Annotated in this window: 17 protein-coding genes; 14 read left to right on the top strand and 3 right to left on the bottom strand. The window is 72.5% G+C overall.

All coding sequences use genetic code 11. The annotated features are described in order from the left end of the window. Positions 1-16: 16 nt before the first annotated feature. From C1N91_RS08425 to mshC, 3 genes are all read left to right on the top strand, one after another. On the top strand, positions 17-1,333 hold the full coding sequence (locus C1N91_RS08425; RefSeq protein ID WP_137767370.1) for a M20/M25/M40 family metallo-hydrolase: 1,317 nt from the start codon (positions 17-19) through the stop codon (positions 1,331-1,333). Positions 1,334-1,394: 61 nt separating this feature from the next. After that, a complete protein-coding gene (locus C1N91_RS08420) occupies positions 1,395-2,225 on the top strand; it encodes an undecaprenyl-diphosphate phosphatase (protein ID WP_137767369.1) in 831 nt (276 codons plus the stop codon). Continuing rightward, on the top strand, positions 2,222-3,466 hold the full coding sequence (mshC, locus tag C1N91_RS08415; protein ID WP_137767368.1) for a cysteine--1-D-myo-inosityl 2-amino-2-deoxy-alpha-D-glucopyranoside ligase: 1,245 nt from the start codon (positions 2,222-2,224) through the stop codon (positions 3,464-3,466). Before C1N91_RS08420 ends, mshC begins: the two co-directional genes overlap by 4 nt. A gap of 220 nt (positions 3,467-3,686) precedes the next feature. Here mshC and C1N91_RS08410 read toward each other — a convergent pair whose 3' ends face one another. Continuing rightward, positions 3,687-4,622, bottom strand: a complete 936-nt coding sequence (locus C1N91_RS08410) for a proteasome assembly chaperone family protein (protein ID WP_058727834.1) — start codon at positions 4,620-4,622, stop codon at positions 3,687-3,689. A gap of 159 nt (positions 4,623-4,781) precedes the next feature. Between C1N91_RS08410 and C1N91_RS08405 the strand changes: the two genes are divergently transcribed. From C1N91_RS08405 to C1N91_RS08365, 9 genes are all read left to right on the top strand, one after another. Then, the gene (locus C1N91_RS08405; protein ID WP_254678194.1) at positions 4,782-5,492 is read left to right on the top strand and encodes an HAD family hydrolase; all 711 of its coding nucleotides are present in this window, start codon (positions 4,782-4,784) and stop codon (positions 5,490-5,492) included. Then, a complete protein-coding gene (locus C1N91_RS08400; RefSeq protein ID WP_254678193.1) occupies positions 5,489-6,637 on the top strand; it encodes a tRNA (adenine-N1)-methyltransferase in 1,149 nt (382 codons plus the stop codon). Before C1N91_RS08405 ends, C1N91_RS08400 begins: the two co-directional genes overlap by 4 nt. Positions 6,638-6,677: 40 nt before the next feature. Further along, on the top strand, positions 6,678-7,604 hold the full coding sequence (locus tag C1N91_RS08395) for an FKBP-type peptidyl-prolyl cis-trans isomerase (RefSeq protein WP_137767367.1): 927 nt from the start codon (positions 6,678-6,680) through the stop codon (positions 7,602-7,604). Positions 7,605-7,676: 72 nt separating this feature from the next. Further along, positions 7,677-8,762, top strand: a complete 1,086-nt coding sequence (locus C1N91_RS08390; protein WP_137767366.1) for a helix-turn-helix transcriptional regulator — start codon at positions 7,677-7,679, stop codon at positions 8,760-8,762. Further along, positions 8,755-9,726: a helix-turn-helix transcriptional regulator gene (locus C1N91_RS08385; protein WP_137767365.1), complete on the top strand. Its 972-nt coding sequence runs from the start codon at positions 8,755-8,757 to the stop codon at positions 9,724-9,726. Before C1N91_RS08390 ends, C1N91_RS08385 begins: the two co-directional genes overlap by 8 nt. Before the next feature lie 277 nt (positions 9,727-10,003). Next, the gene (gene tatC / locus C1N91_RS08380; RefSeq protein WP_137768736.1) at positions 10,004-10,756 is read left to right on the top strand and encodes a twin-arginine translocase subunit TatC; all 753 of its coding nucleotides are present in this window, start codon (positions 10,004-10,006) and stop codon (positions 10,754-10,756) included. After that, positions 10,756-13,197: a DEAD/DEAH box helicase gene (locus C1N91_RS08375; RefSeq protein WP_137767364.1), complete on the top strand. Its 2,442-nt coding sequence runs from the start codon at positions 10,756-10,758 to the stop codon at positions 13,195-13,197. The genes tatC and C1N91_RS08375 overlap by 1 nt, the downstream gene beginning before the upstream one ends. A gap of 11 nt (positions 13,198-13,208) precedes the next feature. Then, complete coding sequence (gene lnt / locus C1N91_RS08370) at positions 13,209-14,885, top strand: apolipoprotein N-acyltransferase (RefSeq protein ID WP_254678192.1); 1,677 nt, start codon at positions 13,209-13,211, stop codon at positions 14,883-14,885. A 104-nt stretch (positions 14,886-14,989) separates the two neighbouring features. Further along, complete coding sequence (locus C1N91_RS08365; protein WP_058727838.1) at positions 14,990-15,340, top strand: RNA polymerase-binding protein RbpA; 351 nt, start codon at positions 14,990-14,992, stop codon at positions 15,338-15,340. An 83-nt stretch (positions 15,341-15,423) separates the two neighbouring features. On the opposite strand, the gene C1N91_RS08360 is transcribed toward C1N91_RS08365, so the two are convergent. After that, entirely contained in the window at positions 15,424-16,581 is a 1,158-nt protein-coding gene (locus C1N91_RS08360) for an SPFH domain-containing protein (protein ID WP_058727839.1), read from the bottom strand. After that, complete coding sequence (locus C1N91_RS08355; RefSeq protein WP_058750228.1) at positions 16,578-17,048, bottom strand: NfeD family protein; 471 nt, start codon at positions 17,046-17,048, stop codon at positions 16,578-16,580. The genes C1N91_RS08360 and C1N91_RS08355 overlap by 4 nt, the downstream gene beginning before the upstream one ends. A gap of 189 nt (positions 17,049-17,237) precedes the next feature. On the opposite strand from C1N91_RS08355, the gene C1N91_RS08350 reads away from it, so the two are divergent. Then, positions 17,238-17,999, top strand: a complete 762-nt coding sequence (locus tag C1N91_RS08350; RefSeq protein WP_137767363.1) for an SDR family oxidoreductase — start codon at positions 17,238-17,240, stop codon at positions 17,997-17,999. Between the two features lie 33 nt (positions 18,000-18,032). Next, on the top strand, positions 18,033-18,488 hold the full coding sequence (locus tag C1N91_RS08345) for an NUDIX hydrolase (protein ID WP_058727841.1): 456 nt from the start codon (positions 18,033-18,035) through the stop codon (positions 18,486-18,488). Positions 18,489-18,564 lie beyond the last annotated feature (76 nt).

The following is an 18,564-nucleotide window of genomic DNA, read 5'->3' as shown; positions in this document are numbered from 1 at the left end:
CGGTAGCGTTGACGGCATGAGCGACGCCCTGCCGACCGAGCCGGACCTCGAGGCCACCGCAGCCATCGCGCGGGACCTCATCCGCATCGACACGACGAACTGGGGCGAGGGGAAGTCGGTCGGGGAGACCGAGGCCGCGCACTACGTCGAAGCGCAGCTGCGCGACCTGGGTCTCGAGCCGCAGCTCTTCGAGTCGGAGCCGGGCCGGGTGAGCGTGGTCGCGCGGGTGGCGGGACGGAACGCGGACAAGCCGGCGTTGGTCGTGCACGGGCACCTCGACGTCGTGCCGGCCGACCCGGAGAACTGGACCGTCGACCCGTTCGGTGGCGAGGTCCGCGACGGCATGCTCTGGGGCCGCGGCGCCGTGGACATGAAGAACATGGACGCGATGATGCTGACCGCCCTGCGCGACGTGGTCGACCGGCAGGGCGCTCCGGAGCGGGACCTCGTGATCGCGTTCTTCGCGGACGAGGAGGCCGGCGGGGTGCTCGGCGCGCACCACGTCGTCGACACGCACCCGGAGGTCTTCGCCGGGGCGACCGAGGCGATCAGCGAGGTCGGCGGCTACTCGGTGACCCTGGGCGGGCAGCGGGCGTACCTGCTGCAGACGGGCGAGAAGGCCCTGATGTGGATCAAGCTCGTCGCCCGCGGGACGGCGGCGCACGGGTCGCACGTGATGCGGGACAACGCGGTGACGAAGGTGGCCGCCGCGGTCGCGCGCATCGGCGCCGAGGAGTGGCCGGTCCGACTCTCGAGCACGACGGAGGCGATGGTCCGCGAGATCGCACGGCTGCTCGGCGTGGACCCGATCGCGAGCGGGCCGGACGAGGTCGCCCTCGCGACGGGGTCCGCCTCGCGGTTCATCCACGCGGCGCTGCACACGACGACGAACCCGACGGTCCTCCGTGCCGGGTACAAGCACAACGTGATCCCGGACACGGCCGAGGCCCTCGTCGACCTCCGGTGCCTGCCCGGTGACGAGGAGGCCGTGCTCGAGCGGGTCCGGGAACTCGCGGGTGACGACGTCGAGGTCGTCATGACGCACCGCGACGTGGGGCTCGAGCAGGACTTCGGCGGCCCGCTCGTCGACGCCGTCCGGGCGACGCTCGAGCGGCACGACCCGGGCGCCCCCGTGCTGCCGTACCTGCTGTCCGGTGGCACGGACAACAAGGCGATGTCGCGGCTCGGGATCGCGGGCTACGGGTTCGTCCCGCTCCGCCTGCCGGAGGACGTCGACTTCCCGGCGATGTTCCACGGGGTCGACGAGCGCGTGCCCCTCGACGCCCTGGCCTTCGGGCGGCGCGTCCTCGGCGACCTGCTCGCCACGTACTGATAGCTTGCCGGGTCGCCCCACGGCGGCGACCCGTGACGACCGGCACGAAAGGCCCCGTTCGATGCACATCCTCGAGGCGATCTTCCTCGGCTTCGTGCAGGGACTCACCGAGTTCCTGCCCGTGTCCTCCAGTGCGCACCTGCGCATCGTCGGACTCTTCCTGCCCGACGCGAAGGACCCGGGTGCAGCGTTCACCGCGGTGACGCAGCTCGGCACCGAGACGGCCGTGCTCATCTACTTCTGGAAGGACATCACCCGGATCGTCGGACGGTGGTTCCGGTCGGTCCTCCGGCGCGACGTGCCGAAGGGTGACCCGGACGTGCGGCTCGGGTGGCTGGTGATCCTCGGGACGATCCCGATCGGAGTCGCGGGGCTCCTGCTCAAGGACTCGATCGAGACCACCTTCCGGTCGCTGTGGATCGTCGCGATCGTGCTCATCGTGTTCGGTGTGGTGCTCGGCGTGCTCGACGTCGTCGGGCGGAAGGTCCGACCGATCGAGCAGATGACCTTCCGGAGCGGCCTGCTCATCGGCGTCGCGCAGATGCTCGCGCTCGTGCCGGGCGTCTCGCGGTCCGGTGCCACCGTGTCGATGGGCCTCGCGCTCGGCTACACCCGCCCTGCCGCCGCGCGCTTCGCGTTCCTGCTCGCCGTGCCCGCGGTGTTCCTGTCCGGTCTCTACGAGGCCGCGACCAGCCTCGGTGACCACGGCGCGCCCTTCGGCCTGGTCGACACGCTCGTCGCGACGGTCGTCGCCTTCGTCGTCGGCTTCGTGGTGATCGCCGGATTCATGAACTACATCGCCAAGCGCAGCTTCATGCCCTTCGTGGTCTACCGGATCGCACTCGGTATCGTGCTCATCGTGTTGCTGTCGCTCGGAGTGATCCAGCCGTGAGGGCCTGGCAGGTCCCGTCCGTCCCGTCCGTCCCCGGGGACGCGCCCCGCCCCGTGGTGCACGACACCGCGGCGGGCAAGCCGGTCGACCCGACGCAGGGCGCGGAGGGTGCGACGCTCTACGTCTGCGGCATCACGCCCTACGACGCCACGCACCTCGGCCACGCGGCGACCTACCTGGCGTTCGACACGCTCGGCCGCGCCTGGCGCGACGCGGGGCTCGAGGTGGAGTACGCGCAGAACACCACCGACGTCGACGACCCGCTGCTCGAACGCGCGACGCGTGACGGGGTCGACTGGCGCGAGCTCGCCGCGTCGCAGATCGACCTGTTCCGCCGCGACATGGAGGCGCTCCGCGTCCTGCCGCCGGACGACTTCGTGGCGGTCACGGACGAGGTCGAGCGCATCGCCGAGGCCGTCGCGTACCTGCAGGAGACCGGGTACGCCTACGACGTGCCGACCGACGACTCCGAGGGCGACGACGTCTACTTCGACGTGAACCGACCCACCGAGGCGTGGGCGCTCGGCGACGAGAGCCGCCTCGACCGCGAGACGATGCTCGCGCTGTCGGCTGAGCGTGGCGGCGATCCCGACCGCCCCGGCAAGCGCGACCCGCTCGACCCGCTGCTGTGGCGCGCCGCGCGCGAGGGCGAACCGAGCTGGGACACCGCCGTCGGCCCCGGGCGCCCGGGTTGGCACATCGAGTGCAGCGTCATCGCGGGTGACCGCCTCGGCCTGCCGATCAGCGTGCAGGGCGGCGGGAGCGACCTGGTCTTCCCGCACCACGAGATGAGCGCCGGGCACGCCGCGGCGCTCGCGCACCAGCCGCTCGCCAACGCCTTCGTGCACACGGGCATGATCGCCTACCAGGGGTCGAAGATCTCGAAGTCGCTCGGCAACCTCGTCACCGTGCGGGGACTGCTCGACGACGGCGCCGACCCGCGGGCGATCCGGCTCGCGCTGCTGTCGCACAAGTACTCGGACGACTGGGAGTGGTTCGACGGCGAGCTGACGAGCGCGACGACCCGACTGGCGACCTGGGACGCGTGGGCGTCCGGCGACGCGCCCGGTCACGAGGACGACGCCGCCGAGGCGATCGCGCGCATCCGGGCCCGCGTCGCCGACGACCTCGACACCCCGGGTGCGGTCGCTGCCGTCGACACCGCGATCGCGGCGGGCACGCGCGCGACGCCGGAGCTCGTCGACCTCGTCGACGCCCTGCTCGGCATCCGCCTGGCCTGAGGCGCACTCGGCGCGCGGCCACCCGCCCGGCGTCAGCCGACCGCTCCGGTCGCACGACCTGCCGCCGGTTCCGTTCCGGTCGCACGACCTGCCGCTCACTCCGAAGGTGAGCGGCACGTCGTGCGACCAGGGCGAACGGGCGGGTACCGACCGCCGCACCGACGGACGGGAGGCGCGGTGCCAGCCGGCACCGCGCCTCCCGTCCGTCCCGGGGTCGCGACTACTGCTGCGGCGGCTGCGGGGGCCGCCACGGGCCCTCACCGCCGGCGGTCCCGCCGTCCTTGCCGTCCTTGCGCTCGCGACGGCGCAGGTACTGCTCGAACTCCTGCGCGATCGCGTCGCCGGACGCCTCGGGGGAGTCGACCGTGTCGCGGGCCTGCTCGAGCTGGCCGATGTAGCTCGCCATGTCCTCGTCGTCGGCGGCGAGGGCGTCGATGCCCTCCTCCCACTCGGTGGCCTCGTCGAGCAGGCTGCCGCGCGGGACCGTGACGTCGGCGAGCTCCTCGATCTTATCGAGCAGCGACAGGGTGGCCTTCGGCGACGGCGAGTTGTGCACGTAGTGGGGGACCGAGGCCCACAGCGACAGGGTGGTGAGCCCGGCGGTGTCCATCGCGTCGGACAGCACCCCGAGGATGCCCGTCGGGCCCTCGTACGACGAGCGGTCGACGTCGAACGCGGCTCGGACACCGGCGTTCTCGCTCGACACGAACACCGAGATTGGGCGGGTGTGCGGGACGTCGGCGAGCATCGCCCCGACGAACACGACCGCGTCGATCGAGTACACGTCGGCGAGGTCGATGACCTCGGCGCAGAAGCCGCGCCACGTCCGCGAGGGCTCCGGGCCGACCAGGACGAACACGTCGCGCTCGGTCTCGGAGCCCGCGGCGCCGACCACCGGGCGACCCTCGGCACCGGGGCCGTGCAGCACGATGCGGGGCCAGCGGATGCCGCGCGAGCCGTCCTCGGCGGTGCCGACCTCCGGCCGGTTGAACTGGTAGTCGACGTACCGCTCACCGTCGATCTCGCGCAGCTCGTCGAGCTCCAGCGCGTCGACGATGCGGCGCGCGAGGCCGCTCGCAGCCTCGCCGGCGTCGTTCCAGCCCTCGAACGCGACGACGAGCAGACGGCCGTCGCTGAAGGGGGAGTGCTGTGGCACGGAGGGGCCTCCTGGTGGTGGAGCGGGGCGCACGCGGTGCTCGCGCGCGGCCGGACACGGTCGGTCACCCAGGATAGGCCGGAGCCGGCCGTCGGCACCGCTCCGTCCGCCCCGAGCGGAACCGTGGAGCCGGTCGGCGCCCCGGTAGACTCGTCGCCCGTGACCGCCCAGCACCCCGAACGCGTCCTCCCCGCAGCCGTGCTGTGGGACATGGACGGCACGATCATCGACACCGAGCCGATCTGGCAGCAGTCCCAGGTCGAGCTGACCGACCGGTACGGCGCCGAGTGGACCCACGAGGACGGCCTGTCCCTGGTCGGCAGCGGCCTCGAGCGGTCGGGCGAGATCCTCCGCGACCGGGGCGTCGACATGGAGGTCGAGGAGATCGTCCTCTGGATGACCGACTACGTGACGCAGCGTCTGCAGGGCGGTGAGCTGCCCTGGCGGCCGGGTGCCCGTGAGCTCGTCGAGGAGCTGCACGACCGCGGCATCCCGACCGCGCTGGTGACGATGTCCCGACGCACGATGGCGCTCGTCACCGCGGACGCCATCGGTGCCCGCGGCTTCCGCGTGGTCGTCGCCGGCGACGACGTCGACCGTCCGAAGCCGTACCCGGACGCCTACCTCGCCGCCGCGGCGCAGCTCGGCGTCGACCCCACCGCGTGCGTCGCGATCGAGGACTCCGCCACCGGGGTCGCCTCGGCCGTGGCGTCCGGCGCGGTGACCGTCGCGGTCGAGCACATCGTGCCGTTGTCCGAGATCGGCGGGGGCGACGTGCACCTCACGACGCTGGCGGACGTGGACGTCGACCGCCTCGTCGAACTGACCAGCCCGGCCCTCGCGGCCCGTACCGAGACGGCGACCCGATGACCGAGCACACCCAGCAGACCCAGCACGACCCGCAGCACTCGCCGGACGACGTCGTCGCCCTGCCGCACACCGCCGGCGGCGCGCCGCACACCCCGCCCCGCGGACCGTTCCGCGCCGGCGACCGCGTGCAGCTCACCGGTCCGAAGGGCAAGCTCACGACGCTCTCGCTCGAGACCGCCGGCGAGTACCACACCCACCGCGGCGTGCTCCGGCACGACGACGTGATCGGGCAGCCCGACGGCTCGGTGATCCGGGCGAGCACCGGCGACGAGTACCTGGCGCTGCGTCCGCTGCTCAACGACTACGTCATGTCGATGCCCCGCGGCGCGGCCATCGTCTACCCGAAGGACGCCGCGCAGATCGTCGCGTTCGCGGACGTCTTCCCGGGCGCCCGGGTGGTCGAGGCCGGCGTCGGCTCCGGCGCGCTCTCGCTCTTCCTGCTCCGCGCGATCGGTCCGACCGGTCGCCTGCAGTCGTTCGAGCGCCGTGAGGAGTTCGCGGCGATCGCCCGCGGCAACGTCGGCACGTTCCTCGGCGCGGTGCCGGACAACTGGTCGGTGACCGTCGGCGACCTCGTCGAGGAGCTCCCCGGCGCCACCGAGCCCCAGAGCGTCGACCGGGTCGTCCTCGACATGCTGGCCCCCTGGGAGTGCGTCGACGCAGCGGCGGACGCCCTCGTGCCCGGCGGGCTCATCGTCTGCTACGTCGCGACCGTCACCCAGCTGTCCCGCACGGCCGAGGCGCTGCGCGACACCGGGCGCTTCACCGACCCGCAGTCGAGCGAGACGCTCGTCCGCACCTGGCACGTCGAGGGACTCGCCGTGCGCCCCGACCACCGCATGGTCGGACACACCGGGTTCCTCGTGACCGCGCGGCGCCTCGCGGACGGGGTCGTGCTCCCGAACCTGAAGCGTCGCGCAGGCAAGGTCGAGTTCTCCGACGAGGACGTCGAGGCCTGGACGCCCGGCGCCGTCGGCGAGCGGTCCGCCAGCGACAAGAAGCTCCGCAAGGTGGCCCGCCAGGCCGCGGCCCAGGCTCGCAAGGTCGCCGCCGCCGAGGCCGGGACGGACGCCGACGCCGGGTCGCACGACGGTGCCCCGCCCGCTCCGGCTGCCCCGCACGATGCCGCCGACGACGCCCGCTAGGCTACGCATGCCCGTCCAGCACCGAACGGAAAGAGGGTCCGTGCGCACCATCCCCGCACTCCTGGTCACCATCGGCCTCGCCGCCTCCCTGACGGGGTGCGCCGCCAGCGGGGCCGGCACGGCACCGTCCGCGTGCCCTGAGCCCGGTGCCGCCTCGGCAGCGGTGACGGCGACGGGCGCGTTCGGCAAGGAGCCGAAGGTGTCGGTGCCCTCCGGGTTGACCACGAAGGGCACCCAGGTGTCGGTCCTGCGCTCCGGTGACGGCCGGCAGATCGAGGAGGGCACGCCGGTCCTCGTCGAGTACACGCTGGTCGACGGCACCACCGGGCAGGTCGCGCAGACCAGCGGGTACTCAGGACAGACCGCGCCGATCACCGCCGGCGCCACCAACTACGGTCCCCTCGGTACCGCGCTCGAGTGTGCCCACGTCGGCGACCGGCTCGCCGTGGCACTGCCGAAGAGCGAGCTGAGCGGCAGCGCCACCGGCATGTCCGGCTCGTCGGGCAAGGCGGAAGACGCCGTCGTTGCGGTCGTGGACGTCAAGCAGGCCTTCGACGCCCGCGCCACCGGGACGCCGCAGCTCGCCGGCGACGGCATGCCCGCGGTCGTCCTGGCTCCGTCGGGGGCGCCCGGCATCACCATCCCGTCGTGGAGCGCGCCGAAGGACGACGCGATCCACCTGCTCCGCAAGGGGTCGGGCGCGAAGCTCACCGCGAAGGACAGCGCGGTCATCAAGTACACGGCGGTCTCGTGGGCCGGCAGCAACGGCGACTCGTCGGTCGTCGCGTCGAACTGGACCGACGGCTCGGGTGCGCAGGCGGTCCCGCTGGCCGAGGGGCAGGTCATCGACGGCGTGCGGAACGCGATCCTCGGCCACCGCGTCGGCGACCAGGTCCTGGCGATCGTGCACCAGCAGTCCGGCACGACCGCGTACGTCATCGACGTGCTCGGGAAGATGCCCGCCTGAGCCCCGACCACTCCTCCACCGACCGCGCGCGGGTGCACTCCGGGGCACCCGCGCTGCCGTAGGATCGGGCTCGTGCCAGCCACCCGAGCCCCCCGCGTCCCCGCCGAGGAGCGGCTCTTCAGCCTCGTGCTCGCGCTGCTCTCGACCGAGGCCGGGCTGACCAAGGCGGAGATCCTGGCGAACGTGCAGGGCTACCGCCAGCGGTTCACGCCCGGTGGGGACAACGCCTCGCTCGAGCGCCAGTTCGAGCGCGACAAGGACGACGTCCGCGACCTCGGCATCCCGCTCGAGACCATCGAGACGCCGGGCGCCGCCGGCAACAACCAGACGCTCCGCTACCGGATCCCGAAGGGCGAGTACGACCTGCCGCTCGACGTGCGCTTCACGCCGGACGAGTCCGCGCTGCTGTCGCTCGCGGCGATGGCGTGGCGCGAGGGGGCACTGTCCACCGACTCCCGTCGCGCGCTGCTCAAGGTGCGCTCCGCAGGGTCGGACGACGACGGAGCGACCACCGCACAGGGCGTCGCCGGCATGGGCGCCTACGCGCCGCGGCTCCGCGCCCGTGACGCCGCGTTCGAGCCGCTGCGCTCCGCCCTCGACCGAGGCGCCGCGGTCCGGTTCGACTACATCACGCCGGGGGAGCACGCGCCGCGCCGCCGTGACCTCGCGCCCCTCGCACTCGTGCAGCACGGCGGCCGCTGGATGCTCGCGGCGCACGAGTTCTCGACCGGCGGCACGAAGAACTACCTGCTCTCCCGGATCGTCGGGCCGGTCAGCGTGCACGAGGTCGGGCAGCACCCCGCGCCCGCCGGTGCCGCCGAGACGGCCCTCGCCGAGCTCGACCGGGTGTGGGCCGAGCGCACCGCGCGGATCGCGGTCGTGCCGGGCTCCGACGCCGAGCGTCGGCTCCGTCGTCGTCGCGGCACCGAGGTCGACGACGACGGTGTGCTCGTGGTGCACCACGTCGACCCGCAGATCCTCGCCGAGGACCTCGCGGCCTTCGGTCCAGAGGTCCGGGTGCTCGACCCCGCCGCGCTCCGCGAGCGGGTCGTCGCCCGACTGCGCGCCCTCGTCGCCGACCACGCTGACGACGCCCAGGCCGACCACGCCGACGACGCCCAGGCCGACCACGCCGATGCCGGAGGTGCCCGTGGCTGATCAGCAACCCCTGCAGGCCCAGGACAAGCTCGCGTTCCTGCTCGTCCTCGTGCCGTACCTCATCGACCACGAGCGCGTCTCGGTGGCCGAGGCCGCCCGGCACTTCGGCGTCCCCGAGCAGCGCATCCGCCGGGCCGTCGAGCTCATCGCGGTCTCCGGGGTGCCCGGCGAGACGATGCAGTACCAGCACGGTGACCTGTTCGACATCGCCTGGGACGACTTCGAGCAGAATGACATGATCGTGCTGACGAACCTCGTCGCCATCGACGACTCGCCCCGGCTCTCCGCACGCGAGGCCTCGGCGCTCATCGCCGGACTGCAGTACCTGTCCGCCCTGCCCGAGGCCGCGGACCGCGACGCCATCCGGGCGCTCATGGCGAAGCTCTCCCGCGGCGCCGGGGGAGCGGCGTCGAACGTCGCGGTCGGCCAGGACCTGCACGACGCGGCCCTCTCGACCATCCGCCGTGCGGTCGCCGACGGTCGCGGGCTCGCCTTCGAGTACGCCGGACCGCGGACCCGCGGCGGCACGCGTCGTGTGGACCCGCTGCGTGTCGAGTCGATCGACGCCGACTGGTACCTGCGGGCGTGGGACCTCGACCGCCAGGCGTTGCGGACCTTCCGGCTCGACCGGATGACGAACGCGCGCGTCGACGACCGCCCGGCCGAGAAGACGATCGATGACGTCGTGGTCCCGGACACGCTCTTCCAGCAGTCCGGCGGCGACGTGATCGTCACGGTCGAGCTCGACTGCTCGGCGCTGCCGCTCGTCGCCGACTACCTGGCCGACACCGCCGACGCCGAGGACGCCGACGGCCGCGTCCGGATCCGCCTCGCGGCGTCGAACGGCTTCGACGGGGTGGTCCGGCTGGTGGCCGGCTTGCCCGGTCGCGCCGTCGTGCTCGACCCGCCGGCGGCGCGTGCCGCCGTGCGCGCGTTCGCCGAGGCGGCCCTGGCCGTCGAGTAGCCCGCCACACCCGAGCCGAGGCGGCCCTGGCCGCCGGCCAGCCCGCGACGCCCGCTCCGGGGCGCGACCCGGCCCGCTCGGGTGCACGGCAGCACCCGCCGGACGGGAGGCTCGTGGCGGCCCTGACCCGCGCCTCCCGTCCGGCATCCCTCCTGTGGGTCCGCCGCCGACGGCCCGACTGTCGGTCCCGGTCCCGTAGGATCGGGCCATGGCTTCGACGACCGCGAGCGGGCGAGCGGGGCGACCGGGCCGTCCGAAGAAGGACACCGAGGGTCGCATGTCGCTCGGGCAGCACCTGATCGAGCTGCGCAACCGTCTGTTCAAGGCGGTCCTCGCGGTCGCGGCGTGTGCCGTCGGCGGCTGGTTCCTCACCCCGTTCGTGCTCGATGCGCTGCGGCAGCCGGTGACCTCGCTGGCCGAGGTGGGCGGGCACACCGCCGAGCTGAACTTCCCGATGATCACGGGCGCGTTCGACCTGCGCCTGCAGATCGCGATCACGATCGGCGTGGTCATCTCGAGCCCGGTCTGGCTGTACCAGGTGTGGGCGTTCATCGTCCCGGCGCTGGTGCGCCGCGAGAAGCAGTACGTGTTCGGGTTCCTCGGCACCGCGATCCCGCTGTTCTTCGCGGGCTGCTGGTTCGGGTGGTACATCCTGCCGCACGTCGTCGGCATCCTCGGCAGCTTCGTGTCGACGCAGGACACCTCGATCGTGGACGCCAAGGCCTACTACGACTTCGTCATCAAGCTCATCGTGGCCGTCGGCATCGCCTTCGTGCTGCCGGTGTTCCTGGTGCTGCTGAACTTCGTCGGGGTGCTGTCGGCGAGCTCGATCATCAAGTCCTGGCGCGTGGCGATCCTCTGCATCCTGGTGTTCTGCGCCATCGTCACCCCGTCGGCCGACGTCGTCTCGATGTTCCTGCTGGCGGTGCCGATGCTGGTGCTCTACGCCGCCGCCTGCCTGGTGACCTGGTTGCACGACCGCCGGGCGGCGAAGCGCCAGGCGAAGCTGGACGAGGAGTACGCACGCTGATGACCCCCGGACCCAGTGCCGCCGAGCGCTACCAGGCGGCGAAGGTCCGGAACCGCTCGCGCAACCTCGAGCTGTTCCGTGCCGACCTGCGTTTCGACCTCGACCCGTTCCAGGTGGCGGGCTGCGACGCTCTCGACCAGGGGCGGAGCGTCCTGGTGGCCGCCCCGACGGGCGCGGGCAAGACCATCGTCGCGGAGTTCGCGATCTGGCTCGCGATGCGCCAGCCCACCGCGAAGGTGTTCTACACGACGCCGATGAAGGCGCTGAGCAACCAGAAGTACAACGAGCTCGTTGCCGACTACGGCGAGTCCGAGGTCGGGCTCCTCACCGGGGACACGAACGTCAACCCCCGTGCCCGCGTGGTCGTGATGACGACCGAGGTGCTCCGCAACATGATCTACGCGGACTCCGACCTGCTCGACGACCTCGCGTGGGTCGTGCTCGACGAGGTCCACTACCTGGCCGACCGGTTCCGCGGCGCCGTGTGGGAAGAGGTCATCCTGCACCTGCCGACCGAGGTCCGGCTCGTCTCGCTGAGCGCGACGGTCTCGAACGCCGAGGAGTTCGGCGACTGGCTGCAGACCGTCCGCGGCGACACCGACGTCATCGTCTCCGAGGACCGTCCGGTCCCGCTCGAGCAGCACGTGCTCGTGGGCTCGAAGATGGTCGACCTGTTCGACTCGAGCGGCGCGGCGGCGACGAACCGGGTGAACCCGGAGCTCCTCCGACTCGTCGGCGGTGCCTCGCGCAGCGAGCGGCACGGTGGTGGGCACCGGGGTCGTCGCGGTCGCGGCGGGTACCCCGAGCGCCGGGGTCCCCGGACCGAGAAGATGTACCGCGAGCAGATCGCGAAGGTCCTCGACGAGCGCATGCTCCTGCCGGCGATCTTCTTCGTGTTCAGCCGCAACGGTTGCGACCAGGGCGTCCGCCAGGTCCTCCGGTCGGGCATCTCGCTGACGACCACCGACGAGCGCAACGAGATCCGCGAGACGGCGGAGTACCACTGCCGGACCCTGCTCGACGAGGACCTCGCCGTGCTCGGGTACTGGGAGTGGCTCGAGGGCCTCGAGCGGGGTGTCGCCGCGCACCACGCCGGGCTCCTGCCGGCGTTCAAGGAGGTCGTCGAGGACCTCTTCCAGCGCAAGCTCCTCAAGGTCGTGTTCGCCACGGAGACCCTGGCCCTCGGCGTGAACATGCCGGCCCGGACGGTCGTGCTCGAGAAGCTCGAGAAGTTCAACGGCGAGGCCCGCGTGCCGATCACGCCGGGGGAGTACACGCAGCTCACCGGCCGTGCGGGTCGCCGTGGCATCGACGTCGAGGGCCACTCGGTCATCCAGTGGTCGGACGGTCTCGACCCGCAGGCCGTCGCGTCGCTGGCGAGCCGCCGCACGTACCCGCTCAACTCGTCGTTCAAGCCGACCTACAACATGGCCGTGAACCTCATCGAGCAGTTCGGGCGGCAGCGCACGCGCGAGGTCCTCGAGACCTCGTTCGCGCAGTTCCAGGCGGACCGGTCCGTCGTCGACCTCGCGCGCAAGGTGCGGTCGCAGCAGGAGTCCCTCGACGGGTACCAGCGCGCGATGGAGTGCCACCTCGGTGACTTCACCGAGTACGCGGCCCTGCGACGGCGCCTGTCCGACCTCGAGCGCACGAACGTCCCCGGCGGCCGCGAGGCCTCGCACGGTGCCCGCCAGGAACGCCAGGCGGCGATCACGGACGTCCGTCGGCAGATGCAGCGGCACCCCTGCCACGCGTGCCCGGACCGCGAGGCGCACGCCCGGTGGGCCGAGCGCTGGTACAAGCTCAAGCGCGCCAACGACAAGCTCGTGCAGCAGATCCGCTCCCGGACGGGTGCGGTCGCGACGACCTTCGACCGGGTCACGAACGTGCTCCTCCAGCTCGGGTACCTCGTGGCGTCTGGCGACGACGAGGCCACGGTCGCCGCGGGCGGTCGCCGCCTGCAGCGCATCTACGGGGAACGCGACCTGCTCGTCGCCGAGTGCCTCGAGGCGGGCGTGTGGAGGGAACTCACGCCGGCGCAGCTCGCCGCCATGGCCGCGACGATCGTCTACCAGCCGCGCCGCGAGGATGCCCCCGGCACCGAGCACGCCCTGCCCCGCGGTGCGTTCCGTCCGGCGCTCGACGAGACCCTGACGATCTGGGCCCGACTCGACGACATCGAGCGGGACGCCCGGCTCGCCGGGTCCCAGCCGCCGACCCCGGCCATGTCCGTCGGCATGTTCCGGTGGGCGTCCGGTTCCGCGCTCGACGACGTGCTCCGGACCCTCGACATGCCCGCGGGCGACTTCGTGCGCTGGTCGAAGCAGGTGATCGACCTGCTGGACCAGGTCCGGAACGCCGGCGACGACGAACTCGCCCAGACCGCCCGGCGGGCGACGGACGCGGTGCGCCGCGGCATCGTCGCCTACGCGACGGTCTGACGGGAGGCACGGTGCAGGTCCCCGACACCGCGACACGTCCGCAGTCCGACGGCGCCACCCCGCGTGGCCGCGCCGTCCGCGGCCGGTCCCGCCCGAGCACGGCGGCACCGCGCGGGCGCGGCGTCCTGCCGGACGGACGTCGCGACGAGTTCGCCGCGCTGCCGCTGCGGCTGGCGTTCCCGCTCGCCGTCGTCGGCGGTCTGCTGTTCGCCCTGTCGTTCCCCGAGCCGGGCTGGTGGTTCCTCGCCTACCCGGCGATGGCCTGCATGCTCCTCGCCGCCATGGGGCAGCGCGCCCGACGGGCCGCCTGGCTCGGGTACGTGGCCGGTGCCGCGTTCTGGCTGCCGGCGATCTCGTGGGCGGGGCGGTACCTCGGGCCGGTCCCGTGGCTGGCGCTCGCGCTGTTCGAAGCCGCGTACTTCGCCCTCGGCAGTGTGGCGATCGCCCTCGCGTACCGGTGGGTCGCGCGCGTCCTGCCGTCGACCGCCTGGCGGGTGTGGGGCCTCCCGGCCGTCGTCGCCGGTCTGTGGACCGGACGCGAGTGGTTCTCCGGCAGCTGGCCGTACGAGGGCTTCGCCTGGGGCCGCGTCGGGCTGTCCCAGTCCCAGGGACCGTTCACGCACCTCGCCGCGTACGTGGGCGTGCTCGGGGTGACCTTCGTCGTCGTCTACTGCGTCGCCGTGGTCCTCTCGCTCGCGCTCGTGGTGCCGCGCGCACCCGGCGCCGTCCTCGGCGCGCCGGTCCGCGTCGCGGCCGCCGGGCTGCTCGTCGCCGTGGTCCTGGCCGTGCCCGCGTGGCCGACCCGTGTCGACGGCAGCATCCGCGTCGAGGCCGTGCAGGGCAACGGCCCGGCCGGGTACTTCGACCGCGCTCAGCCCGGCGAGGTCCTGGCCGCGCAGGTCGCCGCCACCGACGTCGAGGCGCGCGGGGTCGACCTGGTCGTCTGGCCCGAGGCCGCAGCCGAGGCCGACCCGCGGCGCTTCCCGGCCGTCGCGGACGCGCTCGACTCGGTCGTGGACACCGTCGGGGCGCCGCTCGTCGCCGGTGCGATCACGCAGACGTCGTCCGGGGTCCTGCACAACACGTCGTTCGTGTGGACCGCCGACGGCTGGCAGTCGTCCTACGACAAGAAGCGCCCGGTGCCCTTCGGCGAGTACGTCCCCGACCGCTGGTTCTTCTCGAAGCTCGCGCCGTCGCTCATCGGGCTCCTGCAGCGCGACTACACGCCGGGCACGAAGCCCAACGTCCTCGACGTCGCGGGTGTCAGGGCCGGCATCGCGGTCTGCTTCGACATCGTCGACGACGGTCTGACGTCGGACATGGCGCGCGGGGGAGCGCAGGTCATCCTCGCGCAGACGAACAACGCCGACTTCTCCGGCACCGACGAGAACCTGCAGCAGCTCGAGATCGCCCGGCTCCGCGCGGTCGAGACCGGTCGGTCGCTCGTCAACGTCTCCACGGTCGGTGCCTCGCAGGTGATCGACCCGACCGGCCGGACGATCGACCGCGTCCCGGAGTACACGGCGACCTCGATGATCACCGACGTGCCGCTCGGGACCGGCACCACGCCGGCGACGGTCGCGTCCGGGTCCGTCACCCTCGTGGTCTCCCTCGGGGCCCTCCTGGTGCTGCTCGCGTGCGCACCGTGGGGACGGCGTCGCGCTCGTCCTCGTCGCCGCGCTGCCTGAACACCGCCACCTCCCACTGGGAACGCTCTGTGAATGCGCCCCATCGGGATGCAACCCGCGTGGGACAGTGTTGAGGAGGGCAGACGAGCGAGAGGAGCACACACATGGCTGATCGGAGTCTCCGCGGGATGCGGCTCGGGAGCCAGAGTCTCCAGAGCGAGGAGGGCGTCGAGCTCTCCGACCGGAAGCGCGCGGTCTACCAGACCGAGTCGGGGGAGACGTTCGACGTCGTCTTCTCCGCCGAGGCCGACGTACCGCAGACGTGGTCGGAACCGCGGACGGGGCGCGAAGGACGACTGCTCGGCGACGACGGGATCCCCGTCGAGGTCGCTGCCGAGGACGTCAAGGCGCCCAGGACGCACTGGGACATGCTGCTCGAGCGACGCTCGCGCGAGGAGCTCGAGGAGCTGCTCGAGGAGCGCCTGGCATTCCTGCGCGCACGACGCGGCGCCTGAGCCGCAGCACCGACGACACGACGACGCCCGCCCCGGTTCCCCGGGGCGGGCGTCGTCGTGTCCGGGCCTGCAGGCCCGCGGTCCTACTGCTGGTGGCGGTCGTCCCCGAGCGTGGTCTCCGAGGCCTCGTCGGCCGCCGCGAGGTGCGCGTCGACGCTGCGGTCCGACTCCGCGAGCCGCTCGTCGAGTGCCGCGTCCGGCACGATGTCCGCCGCCGTGGCGTCGGGCCGGGGGTTCGCCGCCGCCGCGCCGTCCGCGGTCGCGGTGTTCGCCAGGCTCTCGTTCGCGAGCTTCGAGATGCGGGACAGGAAGTCCGCACCGCCGCCGGCTCCCGCGACGGGGCCGCTGCCGGTGCGACCGGCGGTGAAGCCCTTGGCGATGCCGGACAGCGCCTCGGTGAACTCGCTCGGGATCATCCAGAGCTTGTTCGCGGTGCCCTCGGCGATCTTCGGCAGGGTCTGCAGGTACTGGTAGGACAGCAGCTTGTCGTCCGGGTCACCGGTGTGGATCGCGTCGAACACGGTCGCGATCGCCTGAGCCTCACCCTCGGCGCGGAGCACCTGGGCCTTGGCGTCACCCTCGGCGGCGAGGATCGCGGCCTGCCGCTGGCCCTCGGCCTCGAGGATCTGCGACTGCTTCGTGCCCTCGGCCTGCAGGATCGCGGCACGACGGTTCCGCTCGGCGCGGAGCTGCTGCTCCATGGCGTCCTGGATCGACACGGGCGGCTCGATCGCCTTGAGCTCGACACGGCCGACGCGGATGCCCCACTTGCCGGTGGCCTCGTCGAGCACGACGCGCAGCTGGCCGTTGATGTTGTCGCGGCTCGTCAGGGCCTCTTCGAGGTTCAGGCCACCGACGACGTTGCGGAGCGTGGTCGTGGTGAGCTGCTCGACGGCGCCGAGGTAGTTCGCGATCTCGTAGGTCGCGGCGCGGGCGTCCGTCACCTGGAAGTAGACGACGGTGTCGATCGAGACGACGAGGTTGTCCTCGGTGATCACCGGCTGCGGCGGGAACGACACGACCTGCTCACGCATGTCGATGAGCGGACGGAGCCGGTCGATGAACGGCACGAGGATGTTGAGTCCCGGGCTGAGCGTCTTGTGGTACTTGCCGAGTCGTTCGACGATCCCGGCCGTCGCCTGCGGCACGATCCGGATCGCGCGGGACAGGACGACGATCACGAAGATCACGACGACGAGGACGAGGACGATCAGGGCGATCGTCCCGGCTGAGATGGTCACGAGGTGGCCCTTTCTCCGAGGCGGACGACCGCGGTCGACCCCTCGATCGACTCGACGACCACGGGGGTGCCGAGCGGCGGTGTGCGGTCGGGGGAGTCGGCGGCGAGCCGGGCGCTCCAGGTCTCGCCGTTCGCGAGCCGGACCTGCCCGGGGGACGACGACGTGAAGGCCACGGCGACGGTGCCGCGCAGGCCGATCAGCCCCTCGATGTTGGTTCGGTGCGGGTCGGCGTTCCGGCCGAGCGCCACGAGCAGCCGCGGGCGGACGAGCGAGAGCAGCACGAGTGCCACGACGGCGGCGATGATCGCGGAGAGCCACCACGGGGCACCGACCAGCGCGGCGATCAGCCCTCCGGCAGCACCCGCGGCGAGCATCAGGAAGATGAAGTCGAGGGTGAAGATCTCGACCACACCCAGCAGCAGCGTCAGTCCGATCCAGACGACGGTCTGGATCCAGTCGATGTTCACGCGATCTCCCTCCCTCGCATCGCGCGCTCCGGCGTGCAGCGTCGCGACGGCCGGTCCAACTCCGTTCAACATATCGTGTCTCGCTCACGTCCGTGCGAGACCCGCTCGGACTCGTCGGGGTCGGGACGGGCGGTTGGTAGGCTCGTGCGCGGCCGAACCGGCCACAGCAGCGACCTGGAGAACACGACTGTGAGCAACCCCCTCGCCCCCGGATCCCTCGCCGACAAGCGCGCCCTCGTCACCGGGTCGTCGCGCGGCATCGGCGCCGACACCGTCGGCTACCTGGCGGAGGCAGGCGCGAAGGTCGTCGTGAACTACCGCAACAAGGCCCGGCGTGCCGAGCAGATCGTCGAGAAGGTCGTCGCCGCCGGTGGCTCCGCGATCGCCGTGGGTGCCGACCTCACCGACCACGAGTCCGTCCAGGCGATGGTCGACCGCGTCGTCGCCGACTGGGGCGGCATCGACCTGCTCGTGCTGAACGCGTCGGGCGGCATGGAGGCCGACCTGGGGGAGGACTACGCGCTCCGCCTGAACCGCGACGCGCAGGTCGACATGCTCCAGACCGCCGTGCCGCACATGCCGGCCGGGTCGCGCGTCGTCTTCGTGACCAGCCACCAGGCCCACTTCGTCGAGACCGCCGAGACCATGGACGAGTACGTCCCGGTGGCGAAGAGCAAGCGCGCCGGCGAACTCGCCCTGCGCGAGCTCATCCCGCAGCTCGAGGCAGCCGGCATCGAGTTCGTCACCGTCTCCGGCGACATGATCGAGGGCACCATCACGGCGACGCTGCTCAACCGCCTCAACCCCGGCGCGATCGAGGGTCGTCGCCAGGAGGTCGGCAAGCTCTACAGCGTGTCGGAGTTCGCCGCGGAGATCGCCCTCGCCGCCGTCGAGCCGATCCCCGCCGACCACACCAAGCTCGTCGGCGACACGAGCGGCTTCACCGCCTGACCACACCCGCAGGACGCCGGTAGCCTCGGGCGCGTGACAGCGAAGCCCGGTCTGCGTCTGACGTCCCGCATCCTCCTGCTCGACCCGGACGGCCGCGTGTTCCTCATGGACACGCGGTCGCCGTCGTCCGACGGGTCCCACCGGTGGATCACCCCGGGCGGCGGCGTCGACCCGGGGGAGTCGCACCGCGATGCCGCCGTCCGCGAGCTCCGCGAGGAGACGGGCATCGTCGTCGACGACCCGGGGGAGTCGGTGTGGTCGTGGGACTTCTCCGTGGAGTGGGACCTTGCCGACCACGACCGCGGCCACAGCGAGTTCTACGTTGTGCGGACGCCGGGGTTCGAGTTGTCCGACGCCGAGTGGACGGACGACGAGCGCGTCGACATCCTCGCGTCGCGCTGGTGGACGGCCGAGCAGCTCGAGGCGACCGACGAACCGTTCGAGCCGGCGGAGCTCCCGCAGCTCGTCCGTCGGCACCGGGACGCCTGAGGCCGTCGGCCGCGCTCGTGCCCAGCTGATCCGAACGCACTTCGCAGGAAGCGCATACCGTGTGCGCAGACGGCCG

Source organism: Curtobacterium sp. SGAir0471 (genome assembly GCF_005490985.1).
Classification (GTDB): domain Bacteria; phylum Actinomycetota; class Actinomycetes; order Actinomycetales; family Microbacteriaceae; genus Curtobacterium.
The sequence above is the reverse complement of the archived record's forward strand: the minus strand, read 5'-3'. Positions and strand labels throughout refer to the sequence as shown.